The sequence below is a fragment of the Lentibacillus salinarum genome, assembly GCF_042679865.1.
GTDB classification, from domain to species: Bacteria; Bacillota; Bacilli; order Bacillales; family Amphibacillaceae; genus Lentibacillus; species Lentibacillus salinarum.
Genome location: NZ_JBHTNH010000054.1, coordinates 1 through 21,352, shown reverse-complemented (window position 1 = coordinate 21,352; position 21,352 = coordinate 1). Strand labels below are relative to the sequence as shown.

The 21,352-nt window shown below is 39.0% G+C and carries 21 protein-coding genes; 20 read left to right on the top strand and 1 reads right to left on the bottom strand.

The genetic code is table 11. The features are described 5' to 3' along the window. Positions 1-120: 120 nt before the first annotated feature. A complete protein-coding gene (locus ACFQ4A_RS16940; protein ID WP_382402577.1) occupies positions 121-789 on the top strand; it encodes a hypothetical protein in 669 nt (222 codons plus the stop codon). A gap of 28 nt (positions 790-817) precedes the next feature. Continuing rightward, the gene (locus ACFQ4A_RS16935) at positions 818-1,573 is read left to right on the top strand and encodes a Panacea domain-containing protein (RefSeq protein WP_382402576.1); all 756 of its coding nucleotides are present in this window, start codon (positions 818-820) and stop codon (positions 1,571-1,573) included. A gap of 42 nt (positions 1,574-1,615) precedes the next feature. On the opposite strand, the gene ACFQ4A_RS16930 is transcribed toward ACFQ4A_RS16935, so the two are convergent. After that, positions 1,616-1,861, bottom strand: coding sequence for a competence protein ComK (locus ACFQ4A_RS16930; protein ID WP_382402582.1), 246 nt, complete (start codon positions 1,859-1,861; stop codon positions 1,616-1,618). A gap of 512 nt (positions 1,862-2,373) precedes the next feature. On the opposite strand from ACFQ4A_RS16930, the gene ACFQ4A_RS16925 reads away from it, so the two are divergent. From ACFQ4A_RS16925 to ACFQ4A_RS16840, 18 genes are all read left to right on the top strand, one after another. Beyond that, on the top strand, positions 2,374-2,967 hold the full coding sequence (locus ACFQ4A_RS16925) for a TetR/AcrR family transcriptional regulator (RefSeq protein ID WP_382402575.1): 594 nt from the start codon (positions 2,374-2,376) through the stop codon (positions 2,965-2,967). A gap of 86 nt (positions 2,968-3,053) precedes the next feature. Further along, positions 3,054-4,391, top strand: coding sequence for a cytosine permease (locus ACFQ4A_RS16920; RefSeq protein ID WP_382402574.1), 1,338 nt, complete (start codon positions 3,054-3,056; stop codon positions 4,389-4,391). Continuing rightward, the gene (locus ACFQ4A_RS16915; RefSeq protein ID WP_382402573.1) at positions 4,363-5,457 is read left to right on the top strand and encodes a DUF917 domain-containing protein; all 1,095 of its coding nucleotides are present in this window, start codon (positions 4,363-4,365) and stop codon (positions 5,455-5,457) included. The genes ACFQ4A_RS16920 and ACFQ4A_RS16915 overlap by 29 nt, the downstream gene beginning before the upstream one ends. Then, positions 5,457-7,010 (top strand): hydantoinase/oxoprolinase N-terminal domain-containing protein, encoded by a 1,554-nt coding sequence (locus ACFQ4A_RS16910; RefSeq protein WP_382402572.1) that lies wholly within the window; start codon positions 5,457-5,459, stop codon positions 7,008-7,010. Before ACFQ4A_RS16915 ends, ACFQ4A_RS16910 begins: the two co-directional genes overlap by 1 nt. A gap of 862 nt (positions 7,011-7,872) precedes the next feature. Then, positions 7,873-8,652: an IclR family transcriptional regulator gene (locus tag ACFQ4A_RS16905; protein ID WP_382402571.1), complete on the top strand. Its 780-nt coding sequence runs from the start codon at positions 7,873-7,875 to the stop codon at positions 8,650-8,652. Between the two features lie 72 nt (positions 8,653-8,724). After that, on the top strand, positions 8,725-9,588 hold the full coding sequence (locus ACFQ4A_RS16900) for a DUF3100 domain-containing protein (protein WP_382402570.1): 864 nt from the start codon (positions 8,725-8,727) through the stop codon (positions 9,586-9,588). After that, the gene (locus ACFQ4A_RS16895) at positions 9,575-10,021 is read left to right on the top strand and encodes a hypothetical protein (protein ID WP_382402569.1); all 447 of its coding nucleotides are present in this window, start codon (positions 9,575-9,577) and stop codon (positions 10,019-10,021) included. The genes ACFQ4A_RS16900 and ACFQ4A_RS16895 overlap by 14 nt, the downstream gene beginning before the upstream one ends. A gap of 37 nt (positions 10,022-10,058) precedes the next feature. Continuing rightward, on the top strand, positions 10,059-11,393 hold the full coding sequence (locus tag ACFQ4A_RS16890) for an amidohydrolase family protein (RefSeq protein WP_382402568.1): 1,335 nt from the start codon (positions 10,059-10,061) through the stop codon (positions 11,391-11,393). A gap of 826 nt (positions 11,394-12,219) precedes the next feature. Then, positions 12,220-12,360, top strand: coding sequence for a type II toxin-antitoxin system SpoIISA family toxin (locus ACFQ4A_RS16885; RefSeq protein WP_382402567.1), 141 nt, complete (start codon positions 12,220-12,222; stop codon positions 12,358-12,360). Between the two features lie 54 nt (positions 12,361-12,414). Beyond that, on the top strand, positions 12,415-12,594 hold the full coding sequence (locus ACFQ4A_RS16880; protein WP_382402566.1) for a hypothetical protein: 180 nt from the start codon (positions 12,415-12,417) through the stop codon (positions 12,592-12,594). Positions 12,595-12,832: 238 nt separating this feature from the next. Then, positions 12,833-13,096, top strand: coding sequence for a hypothetical protein (locus ACFQ4A_RS16875; protein ID WP_382402565.1), 264 nt, complete (start codon positions 12,833-12,835; stop codon positions 13,094-13,096). 715 nt (positions 13,097-13,811) lie between these two features. After that, a complete protein-coding gene (locus tag ACFQ4A_RS16870; protein WP_382402564.1) occupies positions 13,812-13,994 on the top strand; it encodes a hypothetical protein in 183 nt (60 codons plus the stop codon). Continuing rightward, positions 13,984-15,405, top strand: coding sequence for an amidase (locus tag ACFQ4A_RS16865; protein WP_382402563.1), 1,422 nt, complete (start codon positions 13,984-13,986; stop codon positions 15,403-15,405). Before ACFQ4A_RS16870 ends, ACFQ4A_RS16865 begins: the two co-directional genes overlap by 11 nt. Before the next feature lie 505 nt (positions 15,406-15,910). Then, positions 15,911-17,803 (top strand): sigma-54-dependent Fis family transcriptional regulator, encoded by a 1,893-nt coding sequence (locus ACFQ4A_RS16860; RefSeq protein ID WP_382402562.1) that lies wholly within the window; start codon positions 15,911-15,913, stop codon positions 17,801-17,803. A gap of 161 nt (positions 17,804-17,964) precedes the next feature. Continuing rightward, complete coding sequence (locus tag ACFQ4A_RS16855) at positions 17,965-18,537, top strand: DJ-1/PfpI family protein (protein ID WP_382402561.1); 573 nt, start codon at positions 17,965-17,967, stop codon at positions 18,535-18,537. A gap of 52 nt (positions 18,538-18,589) precedes the next feature. Beyond that, positions 18,590-19,627, top strand: coding sequence for an amidohydrolase family protein (locus ACFQ4A_RS16850; protein WP_382402560.1), 1,038 nt, complete (start codon positions 18,590-18,592; stop codon positions 19,625-19,627). After that, positions 19,620-20,357 carry a metal-sulfur cluster assembly factor gene (locus tag ACFQ4A_RS16845; RefSeq protein ID WP_382402559.1) on the top strand — a complete coding sequence of 246 codons (738 nt, stop codon included), beginning with the start codon at positions 19,620-19,622 and terminating at the stop codon, positions 20,355-20,357. Before ACFQ4A_RS16850 ends, ACFQ4A_RS16845 begins: the two co-directional genes overlap by 8 nt. Positions 20,358-20,432: 75 nt before the next feature. After that, on the top strand, positions 20,433-21,242 hold the full coding sequence (locus ACFQ4A_RS16840; protein ID WP_382402558.1) for an NAD(P)-dependent alcohol dehydrogenase: 810 nt from the start codon (positions 20,433-20,435) through the stop codon (positions 21,240-21,242). Positions 21,243-21,352 lie beyond the last annotated feature (110 nt).

Sequence of the window (21,352 nt, the reverse complement as noted above, 5' to 3'; positions counted from 1 at the left end):
ACTGTTAGGGAGGATTTCTACAATGTAAAAACACTAAAGGATTCTTTATTATTTTGTTTCCTGTTTGCCCGTTTTAGTGTATACTTAGACATGACATTGGAGAAACTGAGGGGAAGCAACGTGTCAATTTCGCATACATATAATATTAATGATTACAAAAAAATTATTGATGTTATATGTGATAATCATAATAAATATAACCTTGAATGGCTTGGATTGCAAAAGGGTCATACATTCAACCTCAAAAAGAAGCAGGTCAGACATGTTACTTTAGATGACCCAAAGAATACGGATAATTTTATCGATACAGATTTTCTTGATTATATGGAAAGTTATAAAGCTGGGTTATACGATCTGTATGTTGATGTTGCGCTGGAACTTTCATCGTCCAATGGCATACCAATCATTGGCAGAGTGAAGAATGATGACTCAATTATCTCGAAACTTCATCGTAAGAGGTTTCATGGAAATGGAAGCTTTTCGATTAACAAATATTTAAACGATTTCCTTGGTTTCAGAATCGTGGATCAAAATTTTGCATTTAACTTTTATCAGCTTACTGATTATATTCAGCATACGAAAAATGAGGGTAAAAACAGAGTTAGAGCAAGCGTTCGTCAAAAAAATGATTATAAAGCTTTTCATATCTACTTTATGGGAATGTTTAACACTTGCTTTCCAATAGAGCTTCAAGTTTGGGACGCTCAACATGAACGTTCTAATCTTGATTCACATAAAGTTTATAAAAAGGACTATACATATTGGCCAACCAAATATAGAGATGGCTGATATATTATGCGAAAAGGAGGGATTTGTTATGTATGAACATTTTATATTACTTCACAGTGATTATCGTGAAGGGAAACGTATTGCTTTTCACCAGGTGTATAAAAGCGTAAACGGCTTAAAGGAATTTAAAAAGCTGACTGATAAGTTAAAAGCGTCTTATCCTGAATTGTCTTTTGGCTTCCACCATGTGAAAACTGATGCTAAAACATGGGAGTCAGTTGTAAAGTACGACAAATTCTTTGAAGATGTGTTTCCGGTTAATAAGTTTAAGACGTTTACGCGTTGTCTTGCTGATGAAAATGAAATAACCTCGTTCGATATAGCAAATCTCATTACGTCTAAGCTTGAGTGCACGCATTTAAAATTACAAAAGTTGCTTTACTTTTTCTACGTGGACTATGTTAAAAAGTATGGTGAAGCCCCTTTTAAAGAAAAATTAGTTGCCTGGCAGCATGGACCGGTAGTAAAAGAAGTATATGACAAGTATAAAAAGTACGGTAGCAGAAATATAGATGAGTTTGCCGAGGATGATGGTGTCTTGATTTTTAAAGATGATGCGTTTAAGTTGTCTGTATACTCACGTTTTAAACAGACCTCAAGCTTCGGTAAATATCTGGACGTATTAGATGAAACGCTTGGCAAGTATGACAGTTATCCTGCATGGTCACTCGTTAATTTAACACATCAACCCGGAACGCCTTGGAACATTGTGACTGAAGGCGGTAAACGTTTAAACAACGTAATCGACGAAGATTTAATAAAAGAATTTGCCATGAATCACTAACCTTTCACGTTAAATGTGGGAGGCTTTTTTGTTTTGTGCCTATCACTTCCCTAATCTAGTCGGAATACCCCCAAACCGCCACATACACATCCCGATCCGCTCCATCTGTTTTTCCAACACAAAATGTAACACGCTCACTGGCAGTTTTTGACCATTGGTAAAGACGACGGTTGTTCGGGCGGATACGTTTTCGGTTGAAGCAGGGGCTGGCAGAATTGTCAAAACATGATAGTAGAAAATCCAGTTGCATTTAAAATCCGCTGGGCTGTGGGTTGGGGTGCCTGTCAGGGAGCAGCCGACAAGGCTGAGAAACTAATGGAGTGAAAGTCTCCTGTCATCATGATGTTGTGGTTTCCGGTCTCCATCAAAGATAACTTGGAGAACCAGCTTTTTTACGCTACAGTTAACTTGATGAACCTTGAAATTGACCCCATTATTTGCTTTGATTCAACGTTATCTTATTTTGAGGTGGCATCTTCCAGACATCAGATGACGAAGAACTATTCCAAGTATAAACTTCGACAGCGATTAGGTACTGGGGCTGATGAAGGGAGTTATCAAGCATGTAAATCAGTCATAATTTACGTAGAGGTAGCTCATTAGTTGATGGGCTTCTTTTTTTGGAAAAAATGTCACTCTGATGACAAAAAATAACTTTTAGTATTAATTTTAATTTGCTAATCATCCAAGTAAGTTTAATTATGGTACATTTTGAAAAAATCTTGCAATTATGTATACCATTCATTATAATATTGCCTAACTAATATTAATTAGGTAATTAGAAGTAAGGTGGGGATGATTTGTCCACGAAGAAAAAAATAAAACTCATAGCAGCAAGGTTATATGCAGAAAAGGGTTTTAAAGGTATGACATTGAAAGAAATTGCTGATGAAGCAGGTATAAAGCCGCCCTCTATATATGCCTTCTATTCAGGAAAGAAAGATCTGTTTTTACAGACATATAAAGAAATTCTTGATGATCATTTGCATTTACTAAAAGGTCAATTCGAACATCGAGATACGTATTCTGCAAGGGAGACGCTGCATCAAATATTGCTTATCATCATGACCTATCATATGGAAGAAACGGAAAAAACAAAGATGTTCATTCGACTGATGTTATTCCCGCCATCTTTTTTAAAAGAGGACATTTCCGAGTACTTTCATAACCTTGAGAATATGGAACGAAGGATGTTAAAAAAGATTTTTGATGAAGGAATTACAAATGAAGAAATACAATTCAGGGACACAGAAGCATTGGTAACAGCTTATCTATGTTTGTTGGATGGCTTGTTTTTGGAAACACAGTATTACGATAAAGAGGAATTCTTCAGGAGATTGGAAAGTATATGGGAACAGTACTGGGCAGGAATTGCTGTAAATCGAAATTGTTGAATAAAAAAGTGAATATCCAAGTTAGATACGTTATGAGGGTCGAAGTTAACATGGAATTCCAAACATAGAAAAAGCGAGGGGAGATTATGAGTAAAAATGAAAATGATTTTGCACGAGAACCAGTTCCTGAAGAACTAAGAAAAGGCTGGCTGTCCATTGCAAGTGTTTGGATTGCGGTCGGAATTGATCTGTCTGCAATGTTGCTTGGTGCACAACTGGGGGCGGGCATGCCCTTTGGAAAAGCTATTTTGGCTGTAGTAATAGGATCCGTATTTCTTGGGCTGCTTGGAGCATTTTGTGCCTATATTGGATATACAACTGGCTTATCTACTGCTATGATATCGACTTTTGTTTTTGGAAAACAGGGCGCAAAATTTATTTCCTTCTGTTTGGGCGTTTCCTTGCTTGGCTGGTTCGGGGTACAGGCGGGATTTTTCGCTGAAAATGCACATGCAGCCATCCAATCCCTGCTTGGAATTGATGTTCCGGTTAAAGTATTGGCACTCATTGGTGGACTGCTTATGATGACTACTGCGATTTATGGCTATCGAGCTATAGAGAAACTGAGTAAGTTCTCAGTTCCTTTTTTGATTCTTTTGATCGTCGCCGCGTTGTCAGTAGCCTTAAATGAAAAAGGGACTGATGATGTACTGCAAACAACTGGAAATACATTTAGCTTTGGAGCAGCAACTTCTCTTGTTATTGGTGTTTTTGTGGTAGGTACCATTATTTCGCCTGATATAGCTCGATGGGCAAAAACAAAAAAAGATGCCGTGCTCTCTGCATTTTTTGGGTTTTTAATCGGGAACAGTTTCATGCTCGTTATGGCTATTGTTTTATCCAAAGCGATGAATACTAGTGATTTGACTGTCATTTTTATTGCCTTGGGAATGGGTATTCCGGCTATTATTGTATTGACCCTCGCACAATGGACAACGAATACAAACAATCTTTATTCGTCGTCTTTGGGACTTGCGGTACTACTCCCGAAAATTCCCAAAAAGATTTTGACTATCTTGGCTGGACTTTTCGCAACATTATTTGCCGTACTGGGAATATTTGATCACTTTGTAGTGTTTCTTAATTTTATTACAGTATTTATTGCTCCAGTAGGCGGTATTTATGCAGCTGAATACTATTTAGTTAACAAACATAATTTCCGCTTTGATAATGAACACCAGCCATCGTTTATTACCCGGTCTCTAGTAGTGTGGATCATCGCATCGGGCATTGCACTTTTGACGACGGAATCCCCCGCTGGTATGGAGTTGTTTCAACTTACAAGCATTCCGGCTATTGATGGCTTTATCGCTGCATTTGCTTTGCAATGGCTGGTCGAAAAATTATTATACTCTAATCAAAATCAACAAAATTTAAATAAAGGAAGATACACAAATGAAAAAATTGACAAAACAAATGGTTGAACAAATCTCAATCGGTGCGGCCGTACTCGGTACAGGTGGGGGAGGTGACCCTCACATTGGCAAGCTAATGGCGTTGCGCTCGATTGATAAATATGGACCGGTCGATATTCTTTCCGCCCATGAATTGGAAGATGATGATCTGGTTGTCCCAGTAGCTATGATTGGAGCACCCAGTGTAATGGTGGAAAAATTGCCGTCCGAGGATCAGATTGTACAAGCCTTATCCTCGATTGAACAGCATTTCAAGCAAAAAATTCGGGCTGTGATGCCAATTGAGATAGGTGGTGTAAATTCATTGGTCCCTATTGTTGCAGCCGCAAGCAAAGGAATCCCTATTTTGGATGCTGATGCAATGGGCCGGGCTTTTCCGGAAGCCCAAATGGTTACCTTCCATCTGGATGGCTACGAACCCGGCACAGTAGCGATGGCCGATGAAAGAGGTAATACCGTAACATATGATCCTGTCGATGGGAATTGGTCGGAAAAAATAGCCCGTTCCCTGACCGTTCAGATGGGAGGATCTGCAGCAATGTGCGACTATGCGCTGCACGGAAAGGATATGAAAGCCAGTGCAATCCCAGAAACACTGACATTGGCATCTTCGATAGGAGAAACCCTCTTAAAGAAATACAAAGGAGAAGAAACAGCGATTCAGGAGCTATTGCATAAACTCCAAGGTTATTCTTTGGTCACAGGAAAAATTGCTGGTATAAAAAGGGAGGTGGCAGGAGGATTTACGAAAGGAATTGCCCGAGTTGAGGGGATGCATGAAGATCACGGCCGGCGCATAACGTTGCATTTTCAAAATGAGCAGCTTCTCGTGATGGAGGGGGATACTCCATTAGCAATCACGCCCGACTTGATTTCTGTCCTGGATCGTGAAACTGGATTTCCGATAACGACGGAATCCTTGAAATACGGAGCACGTGTCCTTGTTATTGCTTACCCGTGTCATGAAAAATGGCGAACAAACAAAGGACTTGAAGTCGCAGGACCGTGTTACTTTGGTTATGAGGTAGGGTACAAACCTGTTGAATTACTACATACATCGGAGGTGGGAGAGTAATGGGATATCGTATAGGAATTGATGTGGGAGGCACGAATACGGATGCTGTTCTGCTTGACGAAAGCATGAATATTTTATCCAAGTATAAAGCCCCAACTTCCAAAGATGTCATGTCTGGTATTTATGCGAGTGTTGCTTATATTCTCGATCAGTCCGGAGTGGACAAGTCAAAAGTTACGCATGCCATGTTGGGAACGACGCACTGCACTAACGCAATTGTCGAACGCAAAAATTTGAATCGCGTTGGTGTTATCCGTATTGGATCTCCGGCAACGACAACTGTACCTCCGTTGTTTGATTGGCCGGCTGATTTACTGGATGTAATTGGTAGAAAACATCATATTGTTTCTGGTGGTTACGAATATAATGGTGAACAAATTGTCCCTGTAAATGAAAAAGAAGTACAAAATGTTGTTAATCAGATCAAAAATGATGTGGATGCAATAGCTGTAGTTGGCGTTTATTCTCCTTCCCGCCATGAACAGGAACTCAAAGTCCAAAAAATCATCAGGCAGATAGCGCCGGAACTGCGCGTGTCGTTATCATATGAGATAGGAAGTATTGGTCTTTTGGAGCGGGAAAATGCTACTGTATTAAATGCTGCATTAACTACTGTCATTCGAACGGTGGTTCAAGGTTTTAAAGAAGCTTTATTGGCAAATGGACTGGATCCAACTATATTCTTTGGGCAAAATGACGGAACATTAATATCAACCTATTATGCATTAGCCTATCCAATTTTCACTATTGGATGCGGACCAACGAATTCGATTCGTGGTGCTGTTTACTTATCAGGTTTAGAGCGAGCAATGATACTGGATATTGGCGGGACAACAACAGATATTGGTGTTGTGAAAAACGGTTTTCCGAGAGAATCCTCCGTTGCGGTTGAAATAGGTGGCGTCCGCACTAATTTCAGGATGCCTGATATTCTATCATTGGGAATCGGCGGAGGTACAATTATCAAGGAAGAAAAAACAGAGTTTAAAATCGGACCGGATAGTGTTGGCCATGAATTAACTTTGAAAGGAAAAATATTTGGCGGCAAAGTGCTGACAGCTACAGATGTAGCAGTAGGTGCAGGGATAGCCAATATAGATCAACCGAATAAGGAAATTTTGGACAAGTCAGTTAGTGAACAGGCTCATAAACAAATCACCCAATTGATCGAGGACGGAATTGACCGTATGAAAACCAATGCAAACCAAATCCCGGTAGTGCTATCAGGTGGAGGAAGCATTTTGATTCCGGAGTCACTAGAAGGAGCGGCACATGTCGTGAAGCCGGATCATTATGAAGTGGCGAATGCGATTGGAGCTGCAATTGGTGATATTTCCGGGGAAACTGAAAAAGTGTATTCACTTGATGAACGTTCCTATGATGATGTAATTGAAGAAGCGAAACAGCTTGCCATTGAACGCGCGAAAAAGTCTGGTGCTAACCCAGATACCATTCGTATCGTATCCATAGAAGACATACCCTTGGCATACATGCCCGGCAATGCTATTTTTGTGAAAGTTAAGGCTGTGGGAGAACTTTCTATGGTGATTTAGGAATTGGTGCCTGTCACGGAGCAGCCGACAAGGCTGAGAAACTAGCAGAGTGTAAGTCTCTGCATCGCCAATTGATCGATTCGGGCGATTAGCATATCCAATGCGTGGTGAGGTAACAAGCCACGTTCTGCTTGGACGTAAACGCCACGGCGGCCTGTTTACACAGAGAAATAAGGTCGGAGCAGTCTGTGTGGCAAGCAAATTTGGAGGCCAGAAGGACGGAAACGAATACTGCAGCCCCGAAATCAGTTCCCCTTCTGAAGCTGCTGAAGGGATATCGCATAGTGCTGACCTATTTCTCGAGTGGGGAAGGCCGTAGTCCTATGGGAAGAAACGATCACATGCACCATAGGAGCAGCCGGGGTATAGGTTCTGGCATCCAAGGAACGTTTCTCAGAGATAACGTCGGTAAAATCCTACTTCCAGCTGAAATGACAACAATCAGAAAAGACCGACCTTAAAAGCGTAAGTGAAATGGGATTGGAGGATTTAGGATTGACGCATGAGGCCGTAGTAACGAGAATAACGGGGTAATGCCCGATTAAGTACAGAGAGCAGATGTACTTCAACAAAGGTAACACCGGAGTTGAGTGAAGGGTTGGAATATTCATAAGGTGATTTTAAGGGTTATTAATGCGAATAAATGTTCTTGAAGCTATCGAATGAATTAGTGGTATGGTAAATTCCGTACCATTTTTTTTGCCATAATTAAGGTAATAATCAAATTAAGCAATTATTATTGTCCTAAGACACAAAATTTTACTAATTATATTGACAAATGAAAACGGTATCATTTACTATAAAAATACGTTGCAAAATAAGAACGATGTTCCAATTATAAGAACAGTAAGGGGGTGAAATGATGGCGGAGAAAGATTCATCGCAAACAGGGGATAGGCTTCTTTCCTTGTTGGAATGTTTTACAGAAGAAAAGCCCGCATGGGGAGTCACTGAACTTAGCAGGGAATTGGGATTGTACAAGAGTATTGTTCATCGGATGATAAAAACATTGGAGAGAAGGGGATATTTAAAACAAAATGTCTATACGAAAAACTATTCGTTGGATTTAAAAGTATTTGAATTAGGTATGATCGTTTCAAGGAGAATGGATTTACGTAATGTAGCGGTTCCAGTGATTGAGGAGCTTTGGAATAAGACGAACGAAACAATCATTCTGGAAATTGCAAATGAAAACGAGGGACTTTGTATTGATATTAAAGAAAGCACCCAAGGCATTAAGTGTACCTCGCAATTGGGAAAGCGTGTTCCGCTATATTCAGGGGCACCGACGAAAGTCTTAATGGCATACCTGCCCCCGGAGGATATTGAAGATGTGATAGATAAAGGATTGAAGAGATTTACACCAAATACAGTAACAGAGCCGGAAAAACTTAAATCCCAATTAAAAACAATAAGAGATCAAGGCTATAGCATAACCAATGGTGAGTTGGATGAGGGTTCACTTTCAATCGCCTTTCCAATCAAAAGATATAGTGGGGAAGTAGTGGCATCCATTTCTATAGTAGGGCCTGAATTCAGGGTGCAGAATCAACTTGAAGAATACACTCAATACTGTAAAGAAGCGGCTGGGTCCATCTCTCAAGAGCTCGGCTTTATAGACCCGCAATATACCAAAAGCTAATAATATTCATTTAAAACCGTCCTCTTCTTTCGTTGACAAAAAAGAGGCGGTTTGAGGTACAGGAGGGACACGATGTCAACAAAAGCGTATAGCAGTATTGGTGAGAGGATTAGAGGTGAGTACAGGATATACCTTGCAGTATTGGGGATCGTGATTATTGCAGAAATACTGGGAACAAGAGAAATTAATTTTGGCCTGGGGAAAATGATCATTTTTCCAATGTTCTATGGGTTGTTCTTAGGTGTTTTATTATGTCCGCAAATACTTCGTTTCTTTAAAATGAAGGAAGTAAAGGCTGCTTCACCACTTGTTTTAGTTGCTATAACCCCTTTTATGGCTAAACTGGGGATTTTAGCAGGCGGAAATTTGCCGAAACTTATTGAAGTGAGTCCTGCATTGGTACTTCAGGAATTTGGAAACTTGGCTACAATTTTCCTAGCGTTACCGATTGCGATATTACTGGGGTTAAAGCGAGAGTCGATTGGAGCGGCTCACTCGATTTGCAGAGAGTCAAATCTTGGACTGGTTTCACATATTTATGGTCCGGATTCACCTGAAATGCGCGGCACATTATCTATTTATGTCATTGGTTATATTATTGGGACAATTTATATTGGCTTTTTAGCCAGCATAGCAGCCACCTTTAATTTATTTCATCCACTTGCATTAGGTATGGCCTCCGGAGTGGGGAGCGGGAGTATGATGGCCGCTGGATCGGGCGTATTGACCAACATTTATCCGGAATATGCAGAAGACATATTGCTTTTGGCAGGTGCAAGTGACATGTTAACAGGTGTCACAGGCCTTTACATTGGAATGTTCGTCGCATTACCAGTAGCCGGCAAGCTATACAAAGTTCTCGAGCCGAGGATGCGTTCGATTAGTCTGAAACCGGCCAAAGAAGAGGAGGTTGTGAATAAAGATGAGAGTGTCTGACTGGGTATTCTTATTGTTAGTTGTATCATTTCTCACAATAGTTTCAAACGTAATCGGTTACGATGTCTCTATGGTAGAATCAATCCCGGGGGCACTGATATTATCTGGAGTGGCGTTTTTAGGTTTTGTCTTAGGTAAGATTATCCCACTCAAATTACCGATGATTCTTTATGTTTCATTGATTGGATTAATAATTGCCAGTCCTATATCACCAATTTCGGATTTCGTCATTGAGCAAGCAGGGAAGATAAACTTCATGGCTCCTGTTACCGCTGTGGGTGCTTTTGCCGGGATAGCGATGGGGAAAGATTTAAAAACATTCAAGGAACAAAGCTGGAAAATGGTGATTGTTGGTTTGGTCGTGTTTACTGGAACCTTTGTCGGCTCCGCAGCCATAGCGCATATTGTATTGAATCTGACAGGAGTCATATAAATCAATCTCAAGTAAAAATTAGTGGGGGGTACTGATCTTGAAATATGACATTTTAATAAAAAATTGCTCTGTTTTAACAGCAAACTATGAAATAGATGAGAACTGTTACGTTGCAGTAAAAGATAATCAAATCTCTCAAATTGATGAAGTTGATAATCTATCGACTGACATAGAGGCTAAGGAAACCATTAATGGAAAAGGTAAGCTATTAATGCCAGGTTTGGTCGATGCCCATACTCATACTTGCCAGCAATTACTCCGAGGGCGGACGATGGATGAGTATCCTATGGTCTGGACACGTATTTTGGTCCCTTTTGAAAGTAGGCTTGATGAGGAAGCTGTTTCAACAAGTGCTTCGTTAAGTTGTTTGGAAATGATTAAGAATGGGACGACCAGTTTTGCCGACTCGGGAGGCCTTCATATGCATAAGGCTGCAGAGGCGGCAATAGAATCCGGGATGCGGGCGGCGATCACTAAATCGGTTATGGATATGGGTAACTTCATTCCTGATACCATGTTAGGAAGTCCTGAAGTGATTATTGAAGAAATTGAATCTTTATACAAGGATTATCATGGAACCGATGATAGAATCAACATTTGGTTCGCATTAAGACAAGTGATGACCAGTTCCCCGGAATTGATTAGTAAGGTTTCGGAAAAAGCAGAACAGTATAAAACAGGGCTTCATGCTCATTTGGCTGAACACCGTGACGAAGTAAGCTTTTGCCTGCAGAAATATCAAAAACGACCTGCTGAGGTGTTCGATGAATATGGGGCCCTTGGTCCAAATCTGCTTACAGCGCATAACGTAGTCTTGTCTGAGGAAGAAATCGACTTACTTCACGAAAGAGATGTCAAGATTGTTCATTGTCCACGTAATAATTTCGGGAATCATGGTTTTCCTAAAACCCCACGAATGTTGCAAACGGGGCTATCAATTGGGCTGGGAAGTGACGGTGCAGCTGGATCCAGTTTATCCTTATTTGATGAAATGCGGGTGTTCCGTTCAGGTATACATGCATTTTGGGGATTACCTATATTTGATCCTAAGGTTCTTTCAGCAAAAGAGTTACTGGAAATGGCAACCATTGGCGGTGCGAGAGCGTTACAAATGGAGAATGAAATAGGCGAGATTTCGGTGGGGAAAAAGGCTGATTTTATTTTGGTCGATATTGATCAGCCACATATTTCCCCGACACATAACTTAATTAATACCATTGTTGAAGGTGTAAATGGAACCGATGTTGAAGATGTCGTCATTAACGGAAAGGTTATCATGAAAAATAGAGAGGTCTTAACGCTTGACGAAGAACGTATCAGACATGAAAGCACCCGAGCATTAAATAGAATGGCAGAAAAAGCAGGAATTTAAAGCTGGCATGAGACATACTGAGTGAGTAGTATGCCATCTGTTGTGAAGTGACAATGATAAGCGGCTGTTTTAATAGCTCAGCCGCTTATAATTTAATTCGGGTTTTATAAACTGAACATGGCCTTTTCATTGATACGAAAGAATAATGTAATGATTTATATATCTTGGTATATAATTAGTTGGTGCCTGTCACCACTCGAATTATTATATGGAAGCTACCGGTTTGAATAGAGCTGGTGGCTTTTTTTTGTGGATGTGAAAGATTTTATCCAACCGGAAAATAGCATTTCCCCCCTCTTTTTCTTTATTTTCGGGGTTTTTACCTGTGATCGTTTTCTAATTCGAAATGGGAAGCAGCAGCTTGTTTTGTGTTCTTAAAATTTTATTTATTGTTTTGCAGGATTTTGGTTTGTTTTGTCGAATTAAGTTACATGTAATCTTATTGTCTTAAAAGCACCTCTATTTTTACTTCGATTACTGCGCTTCATTTATTTGTATTCCAATATTCTACATGGACTTTTTTCAGAGGACAGAGGTAATGGCAACCCATGGACAACGAAAAATCATTAATCTACTGGGCATCGAATCACCTCCGAAAATCTTTTGCCAGATAAAAAAGCTGGTAACACACCCGTGCATGATATAATCCGTGAAAATTACTATAACCATGCGATTTTTACGGGTTTTTGTTTACCTATGGACTGTCGAACTTGATTTAAACAGTCTGCTGAATTCCAAACTTTATCAGAACGCTCCATTATTAATAGAAGTAAATTAGAAAAACAACGATAGTTCAAATCTAAATTTTTGGAGGGAGGAGGAACATGTGGAGAAATTCTTTATTGTAGGGATGTGGGTTATCTTTGTTCTTTTATCTTGTTATATTTTTATCTATTGGAGAAATAGGGAAGCGGTAAAAGATAAAGATACAATCCGTAAAACGTGGTACTTGTTAATATGCTTCTGATGACTTACGTTATAGTTGTCGAAAAACCTTATCCTCACGAAGGTGGTGTTGAACATGAAGAATAATAAAAAAGCTGTTATTCCAAAGGGTGAACCACCAAGAAGGCGTTTGAACATCCCAATTGCTCATGTTGGAGAGAACCATAGCCAAAGAAGACTGCGAGAGGAAAACAGGCGAATTTTAGGTAAAAGAAGAAGAGCTTACAGATGGCGTGAAGAAGAAAGTGTCCATTAATGGGCGCTTTTTTTATCCCGAATGTAACTGGCAGAATTCAAGACGAAGGTGAAAACAAAGCATGATAGTGGGGTCTAAACTGCCAGTAAATGTCCGATTCTGCTCAGGCTTTTAATCGGTGGGGGATGAGAGAAAACCCCACTGATTGAAGTTTCGCTTTATTAGAATTTCCTTCACATAGAATTACCTCTGTCGCATAAACCTAATATAAGCATTATAATTAGGTGGTGATAAAAGGGTGAATGAACCGGAAAGAAGACGTCTTGATTTGCCCCTGGCAAAAGTTGGACCGTCAAACAATCAACAAAGGCTACAAAAAGAAAATGAGGCAATCACTCGAAGGTTGCATGCCAATCGCTCCAAGCGACAACGAAAAATGAACCCAAGCAAATCTTTTTTAATCGCTGAAGAAATCCTAAAAGACATTATTTCCGAGGGATATACTGAAAGTGACATACTGAAGGAGTTCAGAAACAGAATTTCCGAGTTGGACGCAAACTAAAACCGTTTAACTTCCACCATAAGTAAAATTAGAGTGTTCAAGCCAAGAAAACAGAAAGATATGGTTTTTAAGCTTGTGTCTGAGCAAATAGATTTAATCGACGACAAAATAAGACGCCTTTTCACAAAGAAATAACAAAGTCGCAGGGCCTTGATATTTTTATAAAACGCGTTAGAACAAATAGTAGCTAATTTGAATAAAATAAATATTGCCCTTACAGATATTTAATCTGTAGTGCGGCCTTAAAAATTTTACTTGGCCGATCGATCGGTCGTAAAGAGAGAGTCACTCTATTCAGGGTGGCTTTTTACGTTGGTGCCTGTCACTTACCCGATGCACGCCTTTTTCGCTTTCTTATACCATTATATCAGTGAAAGGGTTGCCTATACATGCTGGAATAAATAACCCACTACATTTACCATTTTTTAACACAGGATTATTAGTTGTTGGCTCGTGACTAGTAAATTAAAGTATATTCTTAACGGCTAAAAATCTACAAAAAGTCTAAATAGTCTAAAAGTATTGACTCCTTTTAACTGCAATGTTATTTTTATATCAAGTTAATTGATAACGCTTACATAAACAAATGCACATAAAGTCTTCTTTTTAGGAATATATATAGTTTTATAGACAGAGCACCCGGTACCGATTCTAGTTGATGTCTTCAGGCAAATCGTCTATTGAAGATAAATAATATTTAAAGGAGTGGTTTTGTTTGTCTCTATCAGTAAAAGAATTGTTGGAGGACAAAGGAATAAAACCAAGAGAAGAACATCTGGAAATTTTAGAATATCGGTGGGAAGGCATAAAGGTCCTTCGTGGGAATCTGGAAAATGCAAACATAGATGACGTAAACATCAGCTTACGTAACATACCTGGGGGTGATCATGTTGAGTAAGGAATTGGCGTCAAAATCTGTTGAGGAGTTGGCTCCGCTTATTGAGAACAAATCGGTTTCGCCTGTAGAGGTTACAAGAGCCGTTTTGGATCAGGCCCAAGCAACGCAAGAACAGGTTAATTCATATATGGAAATATATAGGGAAGATGCACTTGAAGAGGCGGAAAAAGCGGAAACGGAAATTAACAACGGAATTTATCGTGGCATGTATCATGGAATTCCAATGGCTATTAAAGATATTATTTACATGAAAGATAAAGTAACTACCATGTCTTCAAAGATCCATAAAGATTTTGTATCAGATTATGATGCGACGGTCGTTTCAAAACTGAAGGAAGCAGGAGTTGTTTTCACGGGTAAACTAAGCTTGCATGAATATGCTTGGGGAATAACAAATAACAACCCACATTACGGTGCTGTACGGAATCCATGGAACTTGGATAAAATACCTGGGGGGTCCAGTGGGGGTTCAGGTGCGGCTATCGCTGCCGATGCAACTGTTGCTTCACTCGGAACGGATACCGCAGGCTCCATTCGAATTCCGTCATCTGCCTGTGGTACTGTCGGTTTAAAACAAACCTTTGGACGAGTAAGCAAACATGGTGTTTATCCATTAGCTTGGACACTTGATCATGTTGGGCCAATGACGAAAACAGTGAAAGATGCAGCAGGTCTACTGCAAATTATTGCTGGATTCGACAAGAATGACCCAACGACTGTAGACGTTCCTGTCGATAATTATATGGAACAGATTACAGGTGATGTAAAAGATCTTGTGATTGGTGTCAATGAAGACTATTTCTTCAATCGTGTAGACCCTGGTATTGAACAACTTGTTCGCGACGGTATTCAGAAGCTAGTTGATCAGGGTGCGAAAGTACAGGAAGTTAAAATTCCGGCACTGCAATATGCCGAATGGGCAGAGCTTGTCACATCACTATCAGAAGCATCCACTATACACCACAGTGATTTACAGACGAGGCCGCAAGACTTTGGAAATGACATCCGTATGCTATTTGAATTGGGTGAACTGCCATCAGCTGTAGATTATTTGCAGGCCCAGCAAGTTAGGCGACAATTAAAGCAGGATTTCCAAAAAGCATTTGAACAAGTGGATGTGCTTATTGCTCCTACGTTACCAGTACTTCCAAATGATATTGGTAGTGATTTTGCTGACTTAAATGGAGAAAAAGTAGATTTGATTGATAACATTATTCGCTTTATGGGCCCCGAAAACTTAACCGGGCTTCCAGCTCTATCTGTACCATGCGGGTTTAGTGAAGGGTTGCCAGTAGGAATGCAAATTATTGGCCCTGCATTTAAAGAGGGAAGAATTCTCAATGCTGGCTACGCTTTTGAAAAATCCAATCCGATGCAAGGGAAAAGACCGGAAATACTGGAAAAGATTTAAACATTGATCATTGACCCACTACGCGTCTTAGCTGTGGTGGGTTATTTTTGTATATAGAGTCAGGGTGATTATCATTTCCGGAGCAAATATTGGTACTCAAATGTTGTTACATCTATCCAGGACATTTGTAAAATTTTGCGGTAAATAGTAACCCAGGGTGGAACCGTTACTTAAAGAGTTGTGCGGCCTAGTCAGAAACTGATCCGTTTTCTTCCGAAAGACTGCCAGGTCTTCTTTGTAGTAAAGCCCACCCAGATGGAATGCATTGATTTGGTTTGTTTTCACTTACACAAGCTTGTTTTTTGACTTCAGAGGAAACCACTGGATCGACCAATCGTGTCCTAACCAACCTCAAACATGTTTTTACAAAAAAGGGGGGGCAGTACTATGGATGGGATCATTGTCCCACGGGCCATATAATTGAATAACCCTTTATTAAAACATCAGAGATTTGAAATATTATTATAAAGCTTAGGAGATACAAATTATATTTTGGGAGGAAAATATGAGAAAGGAAATAATCGATTCATGGAAACGTTGTGAAATTGCAGGCTTGTGGAACGGATCAAATTCGTATCCCCTTGAAACTTTGGGAGATGGAGAATTGGATGAATTGAAAAAGACTAATCTTTCATTGTTAGAAATCGCATCTCCAATTATTAAAGAATTGCATGATTTTGTACATGGATCCGGTTTTTTGACAATGCTTACAACTAATGATGGGATCATTCTTGAGATATTGGATGATTCAAGTACGAGACTTTTTACCTCGGAGTATCAATTGATTCCAGGTGCGGTTTGGGGAGAAAGACATATCGGTACCAGTGCTATCGGATTGACACTCCGGGAAGAAAGACCTTTTCAAGTAGTTGGAACTGAACACTATTGGAAGAAACTTCATGGAATGACTTGCTCAGCTGCACCTATTTGTGATGAAAGTGGAAAGGTTTTAGGTATCCTGAATGTATCAGGACCGGTTGATTTGGTTCATGTTCACACTTTAGGTATGGTTGTATCAGCGGTAAAAGCGATAGAAAGACAATATCAATTAAGCAAAATTACAGAAGACATTCAGCAATCAAATGAAACATTAAATACACTTCTCAATGTTGTTGAAGATGGTGTAATATTAGTAGATGAATCCCTTACGATTGTACAAGTCAATCAAAAAGCCTCTAAGATCCTTAAATCGAGTCCTGATGTTTTAAACGGAAGAGCAGTTATTCATTTTTTTTCCAACTCTCGTGTTCGTGAGTCAATCCTATCTCAAACCCAATTACAAGATGAACTGATGAAGGTAACAAAACTTAATATAACATGCTTGGTCCAGGTAAAACCCATTCTTACAACGAATGGTTCAGCGGTAATAATATTTCGAGAAGTTCAGCATATTAGTCGTTCGGCTAGAAGAATTAAAGAAAACAAAGCATATATAACGAAGTATGAGTTAAGAGGTTCAAGTAAAGAAATGGATAAACTACGAAAAAAGGTTCAAAAGGTAGCTCAATCGGATGTAACATCCTTAATATTAGGGGAAACTGGAAGTGGAAAAGAAGTGGTTGCACAAAGTATCCACAATAGTAGCGAAAGGAAAGAAGGCCCTTTTATTGTAGTAAATTGTGCTGCTTTACCAAGGACATTGTTAGAAAGCGAGCTGTTTGGCTATGAGGCAGGTACCTTTACCGGTGGGCTAAAGCAAGGAAAGCCTGGGAAATTTGAGGTGGCAGAAGGCGGAACGATTTTTTTAGATGAAATTGGTGAGATGTCATCTGATATTCAGGCTACTTTTCTTCGCGTATTACAAGAGAAAAGTGTTACTCGATTAGGAGCAAGTAAACCTGTTCCCGTTGATGCAAGAATTATTGCAGCAACTAATAAAGATTTGAAACATGCGGTAGAACGAGGAGAATTTCGTGCAGATTTATATTATAGACTTAATATTCTTCAACTTGGAATCCCTCCACTTCGATCTCGATTAGAAGACATACCAGAACTGGTTAAATGGTTTGTTACAAAAAATACTCCACAAAATAGTAAGGAAAAGGATTTTAGAAAAGATGCAATAAAATATTTACAACAATATCAATGGTTTGGGAATGTTAGGGAATTAGAAAACATTGTTCAAAGATGTCTGGTTATGACGGAAAAAGAAATTATTGATGATCAAGTTATTCGAGAATGTATGGGTGAAGATACAATTAATTCTTTTGATAATATCAAGCCTGATTTAAAAATGGATAGTATTCAAGAAAAAGCATTTTTAAAAGCTTATCACCAAACAAACGGTAATATTACAAAAACGGCTCAACTATTAGGAGTCAGTCGAGCGACAGCCTATCGTTGGGCAAATAAATTTTATTGTACTAACCAAAGTGAGAAAGGGGATTTTTCTTATTAGTGTATCATTTTGAGATAGAAAATTTCATTTTGAGAAAAAATAGATATTAAATACAGAGTGTCCCCGCCTTTATGGGGCATTCCATAGGGTTAATAAACTTGGCATGTTTTTTGCGTAAATAAAACTGAAAGCGGTTTCTAAAAATAAAAGGAGGCAGATTTATGAGTACGAAAAAAATTTTGATTGTGGCAGGAGATGCAGTAGAGGCGTTAGAGGTATACTACCCTTATTTCCGCTGCTTAGAAGAAGGGTACGAAACGGATATTGCAGCGCCGACAAAAAAAGTATTACACACTGTTGTTCATGATTTTGAGGACTGGGAAACCTATACGGAAAAAAGAGGCTATCAAATTGAAGCAACTAAAGCGTTTGAAGAAATTGATGCAAGCCAATATGATGCGATTATAATTCCAGGTGGAAGAGCACCAGAACATATTCGTATGGATGAGCACTTGCCTGGGATCATAAAACACTTTTTCGAAGCAGATAAGCCGATTGCGGTAGTGTGCCACGGAAGTTTAGCACTAACAATGATTGAAGATGCTGTGAAAGGCAGAGAATTAACGGCTTATATTGCTTGTAAACCTGAAGTTGAAAGTATTGGAGCTACCTACATTAATAAAATGAACCACACTGATAATAATCTAATATCCGCTCATTCTTGGCCAGATTTATCAAGTCTTATGAAGGAGTTTATAAAGCAAGTTAATGCATTGGAAAAAGTGAAAGATTAATAATGTAAGTTTCATTGTTTAAAGCAAAAATTATGTAAATGGAGGGCTTACAATGTTTTTAACCAAAAGCGGCGAAGAAATTTTTGTTATTGATGCGCACATTCATTTCTGGGATGGAAGTATAGAAAATCAAAAGAATATCCATGGTGAACAGTTTGTTAGTTGTTTCTATCATTATCATACTAGCTTAAGTCCAAAAGAGTATCACTGGTCAAAGGATAAGTTTCGAAAATATGATGAGCAAACATTAATCAATGATGTTTTTTTAATGGGCTATGCAGATATGGCGATTTTCAACCCTCAAAGACTTACTGATTTTTATAAAGAACCATTTGGTAATGTGGAAAAAGAAAGTCAACTGGTAAAAAAATATCCGGGTAGGTTTATTGGTAATGGGAACTTTGATCCGAGAGCCGGGGAGGAAGGGTTAAATGAATTGGAAGACCAGTATAATAAGTACGGTTTGAAAGGGGTTAAACTGTACACAGCAGAATGGCGTGGTCAATCGAAAGGGTGGAGTTTGTCTGATCCGTGGGCAAAACGGTATCTCGAAAAATGCAGGGATCTTGGTATAAAAAATATTCATATACACAAAGGTCCTACTGTAACTCCTTTAAATATAGATGCATTTGATGTATCGGATGTTGATGATGTTGCCACAGAATTTAGAGATCTTAATTTTATAGTTGAGCATGTTGGTTTACCAAGGCTTGAAGACTTCTGCTGGATTGCTACGCAAGAACCAAATGTTTATGCTGGTCTTTCTGTTGTTATGCCGTTTGTTTATGCGAGACCAAGGTATTTTGCTGAAATTATGAGTGAACTGCTTTTCTGGCTTGATGAAGATCGAATATTATTTGGCAGCGATTATGCCATTTGGGAACCTGGTTGGTTAATTGAAAAATTTATGGAATTTGAATTACCGGAAGACATTCAAGAGGAAACAGGAGTAACGGTTGATTTATCGACTAAGAAAAAAATTTTAGGAAAGAATGCGGCTAGACTTTACGATATTGATATCGATACACAAAAAGAGAAAATAAAAGATGATTCAATATCAAAAATGAAAAAGGATCTTACTAATGTTTAAGTTTAAACAGGTATACGATCAACTGAAACTTGTCTTGGATCCGGAACTTGATCAATCCCTAGTAGATTTGGGATTTGTTCAAGATATTAATATCCATCAACAGAACGTACACGTGTCTTTTCGCTTACCAACCTATTGGTGCTCGCCAAATTTTGCTTATATCATGGGAGAGGATATAAGAAAGAGGGTTGAAGAGCTTGAATGGGTTAATACTACTAAAGTTAATCTTATCGATCATTCAGAATCCAAAAGGGTAAGTGAAGGAGTATCAGAAGGCAGATCGTTTGAAGAAATGTTTGGTGAAATGAATGATGGTAACCTTAACAAGCTTAGACGACAATTTCGAGTCAAAGCTTATAATGCAAGGCAAGAACGATTAGTGAAGTATCTTTTGAAAAAAGAGTTTACCAAGGAAAATATTATAACAATGAAATGGATAGTTCTGAATAAATCTTTGGATAATAATTTAATAGATTATGACCTAGTAATACGTTATAGAGACATACGAAATGAATTCAATCTTCCCATAAATGATGATGATATTGCATTTACCGATCACCAAGGACAAAGACCTACTTTAGAGAAGTTTAATGATTATTTTCTTGATAGTAGGCGACAACGTTTAGCAATGGAATTTAACAGTCATTTTTGCCAAGGAGTTTTACAGGCCCGGTACGATAAGCGGGAAAACAAATTATACAATTTATTAACAAAAAAAGTAACTAACTGAAGACTTAATATAGATCTCTTTTTAATAAGCGGTAAGTTCTATTTTGTGTAAAAATACTTGAAGGAGCGTAATAAAATGAAAGCCTGGTTACTAGAACAATATGACCAACCTTTATCTTTTGAAGAAGTTCCGGAACCGGAAATCAACGAACCCACAGATGTGATTGTGAAAATTGGGGGAGCTGGAGTTTGCAGGACAGATTTACACCTTATTGAAGGAATATGGGCAGAGACCCTAGGGACACCACTTCCTTTTACGATTGGTCATGAGAATGCAGGATGGGTCCATGAAATTGGACCAAATGTGACTGAATTTAACGTAGGCGATCCAGTTATTGTCCACCCAGTTGCTAGTTGTGGGAAGTGTTTGAGTTGTCGAGCTGGAGAAGATATGCATTGTGAAAATATGAAATTCATGGGTCTAACCCATAATGGTGGTTATGCAGAGTATATGAAGACATCAGAAAGGGCGTTGATTAAATTGGATGATGGTGTGAATCCGGCGGATGTTGCGCCACTGGCTGATGCAGGTATCACTGCATATCGTGCAGTGAAAAAAGCGGCACCATTAGCAAAGCCTGGTAAAAAAGTCTTGATGATCGGTATGGGTGGCTTGGGACATATCGGTGTACAATTAATGCGCGAGTTTGGTAATGCTGATATCATTGCCCTTGATATGAATAAGGAACGATTGGATATGGCGCTGGAATACGGTGCAGATAAGGGTATTCTTGGCGGAGATGATGCTATTTCTGAGGTCCGAAAGCTGTCTGAGGACAAAGGTGTAGAAACAATTATAGATCTTGTCGGAACAGATCAAACCCATGCCGATAGCATGAAAATGTTACGAAAAGGTGGTAACTATTTTGGCTTCTTCGCTATTTAGTGTTTAGTCTAAAACCTCATATAGGTGTCAACACTAGGTAAAAACCTATTAAATTACCTGGGAGTTGACCGTTATGAATGATTTCCAAGAAAAATATAATGTATTTGAAT

Bases quoted from the DNA above. Each gene is read 5' to 3' on its own strand.
- ACFQ4A_RS16935 (WP_382402576.1), top strand. From the start codon at position 818: ATGTATGAACATTTTATATTACTTCACAGTGATTATCGTGAAGGGAAA.
- ACFQ4A_RS16920 (WP_382402574.1), top strand. From the start codon at position 3,054: ATGAGTAAAAATGAAAATGATTTTGCACGAGAACCAGTTCCTGAAGAA.
- ACFQ4A_RS16915 (WP_382402573.1), top strand. From the start codon at position 4,363: ATGAAAAAATTGACAAAACAAATGGTTGAACAAATCTCAATCGGTGCG.
- ACFQ4A_RS16910 (WP_382402572.1), top strand. From the start codon at position 5,457: ATGGGATATCGTATAGGAATTGATGTGGGAGGCACGAATACGGATGCT.
- ACFQ4A_RS16905 (WP_382402571.1), top strand. From the start codon at position 7,873: ATGGCGGAGAAAGATTCATCGCAAACAGGGGATAGGCTTCTTTCCTTG.
- ACFQ4A_RS16900 (WP_382402570.1), top strand. From the start codon at position 8,725: ATGTCAACAAAAGCGTATAGCAGTATTGGTGAGAGGATTAGAGGTGAG.
- ACFQ4A_RS16895 (WP_382402569.1), top strand. From the start codon at position 9,575: ATGAGAGTGTCTGACTGGGTATTCTTATTGTTAGTTGTATCATTTCTC.
- ACFQ4A_RS16880 (WP_382402566.1), top strand. From the start codon at position 12,415: ATGAAGAATAATAAAAAAGCTGTTATTCCAAAGGGTGAACCACCAAGA.
- ACFQ4A_RS16865 (WP_382402563.1), top strand. From the start codon at position 13,984: ATGTTGAGTAAGGAATTGGCGTCAAAATCTGTTGAGGAGTTGGCTCCG.
- ACFQ4A_RS16860 (WP_382402562.1), top strand. From the start codon at position 15,911: ATGAGAAAGGAAATAATCGATTCATGGAAACGTTGTGAAATTGCAGGC.
- ACFQ4A_RS16855 (WP_382402561.1), top strand. From the start codon at position 17,965: ATGAGTACGAAAAAAATTTTGATTGTGGCAGGAGATGCAGTAGAGGCG.
- ACFQ4A_RS16850 (WP_382402560.1), top strand. From the start codon at position 18,590: ATGTTTTTAACCAAAAGCGGCGAAGAAATTTTTGTTATTGATGCGCAC.
- ACFQ4A_RS16845 (WP_382402559.1), top strand. From the start codon at position 19,620: ATGTTTAAGTTTAAACAGGTATACGATCAACTGAAACTTGTCTTGGAT.
- ACFQ4A_RS16840 (WP_382402558.1), top strand. From the start codon at position 20,433: ATGAAAGCCTGGTTACTAGAACAATATGACCAACCTTTATCTTTTGAA.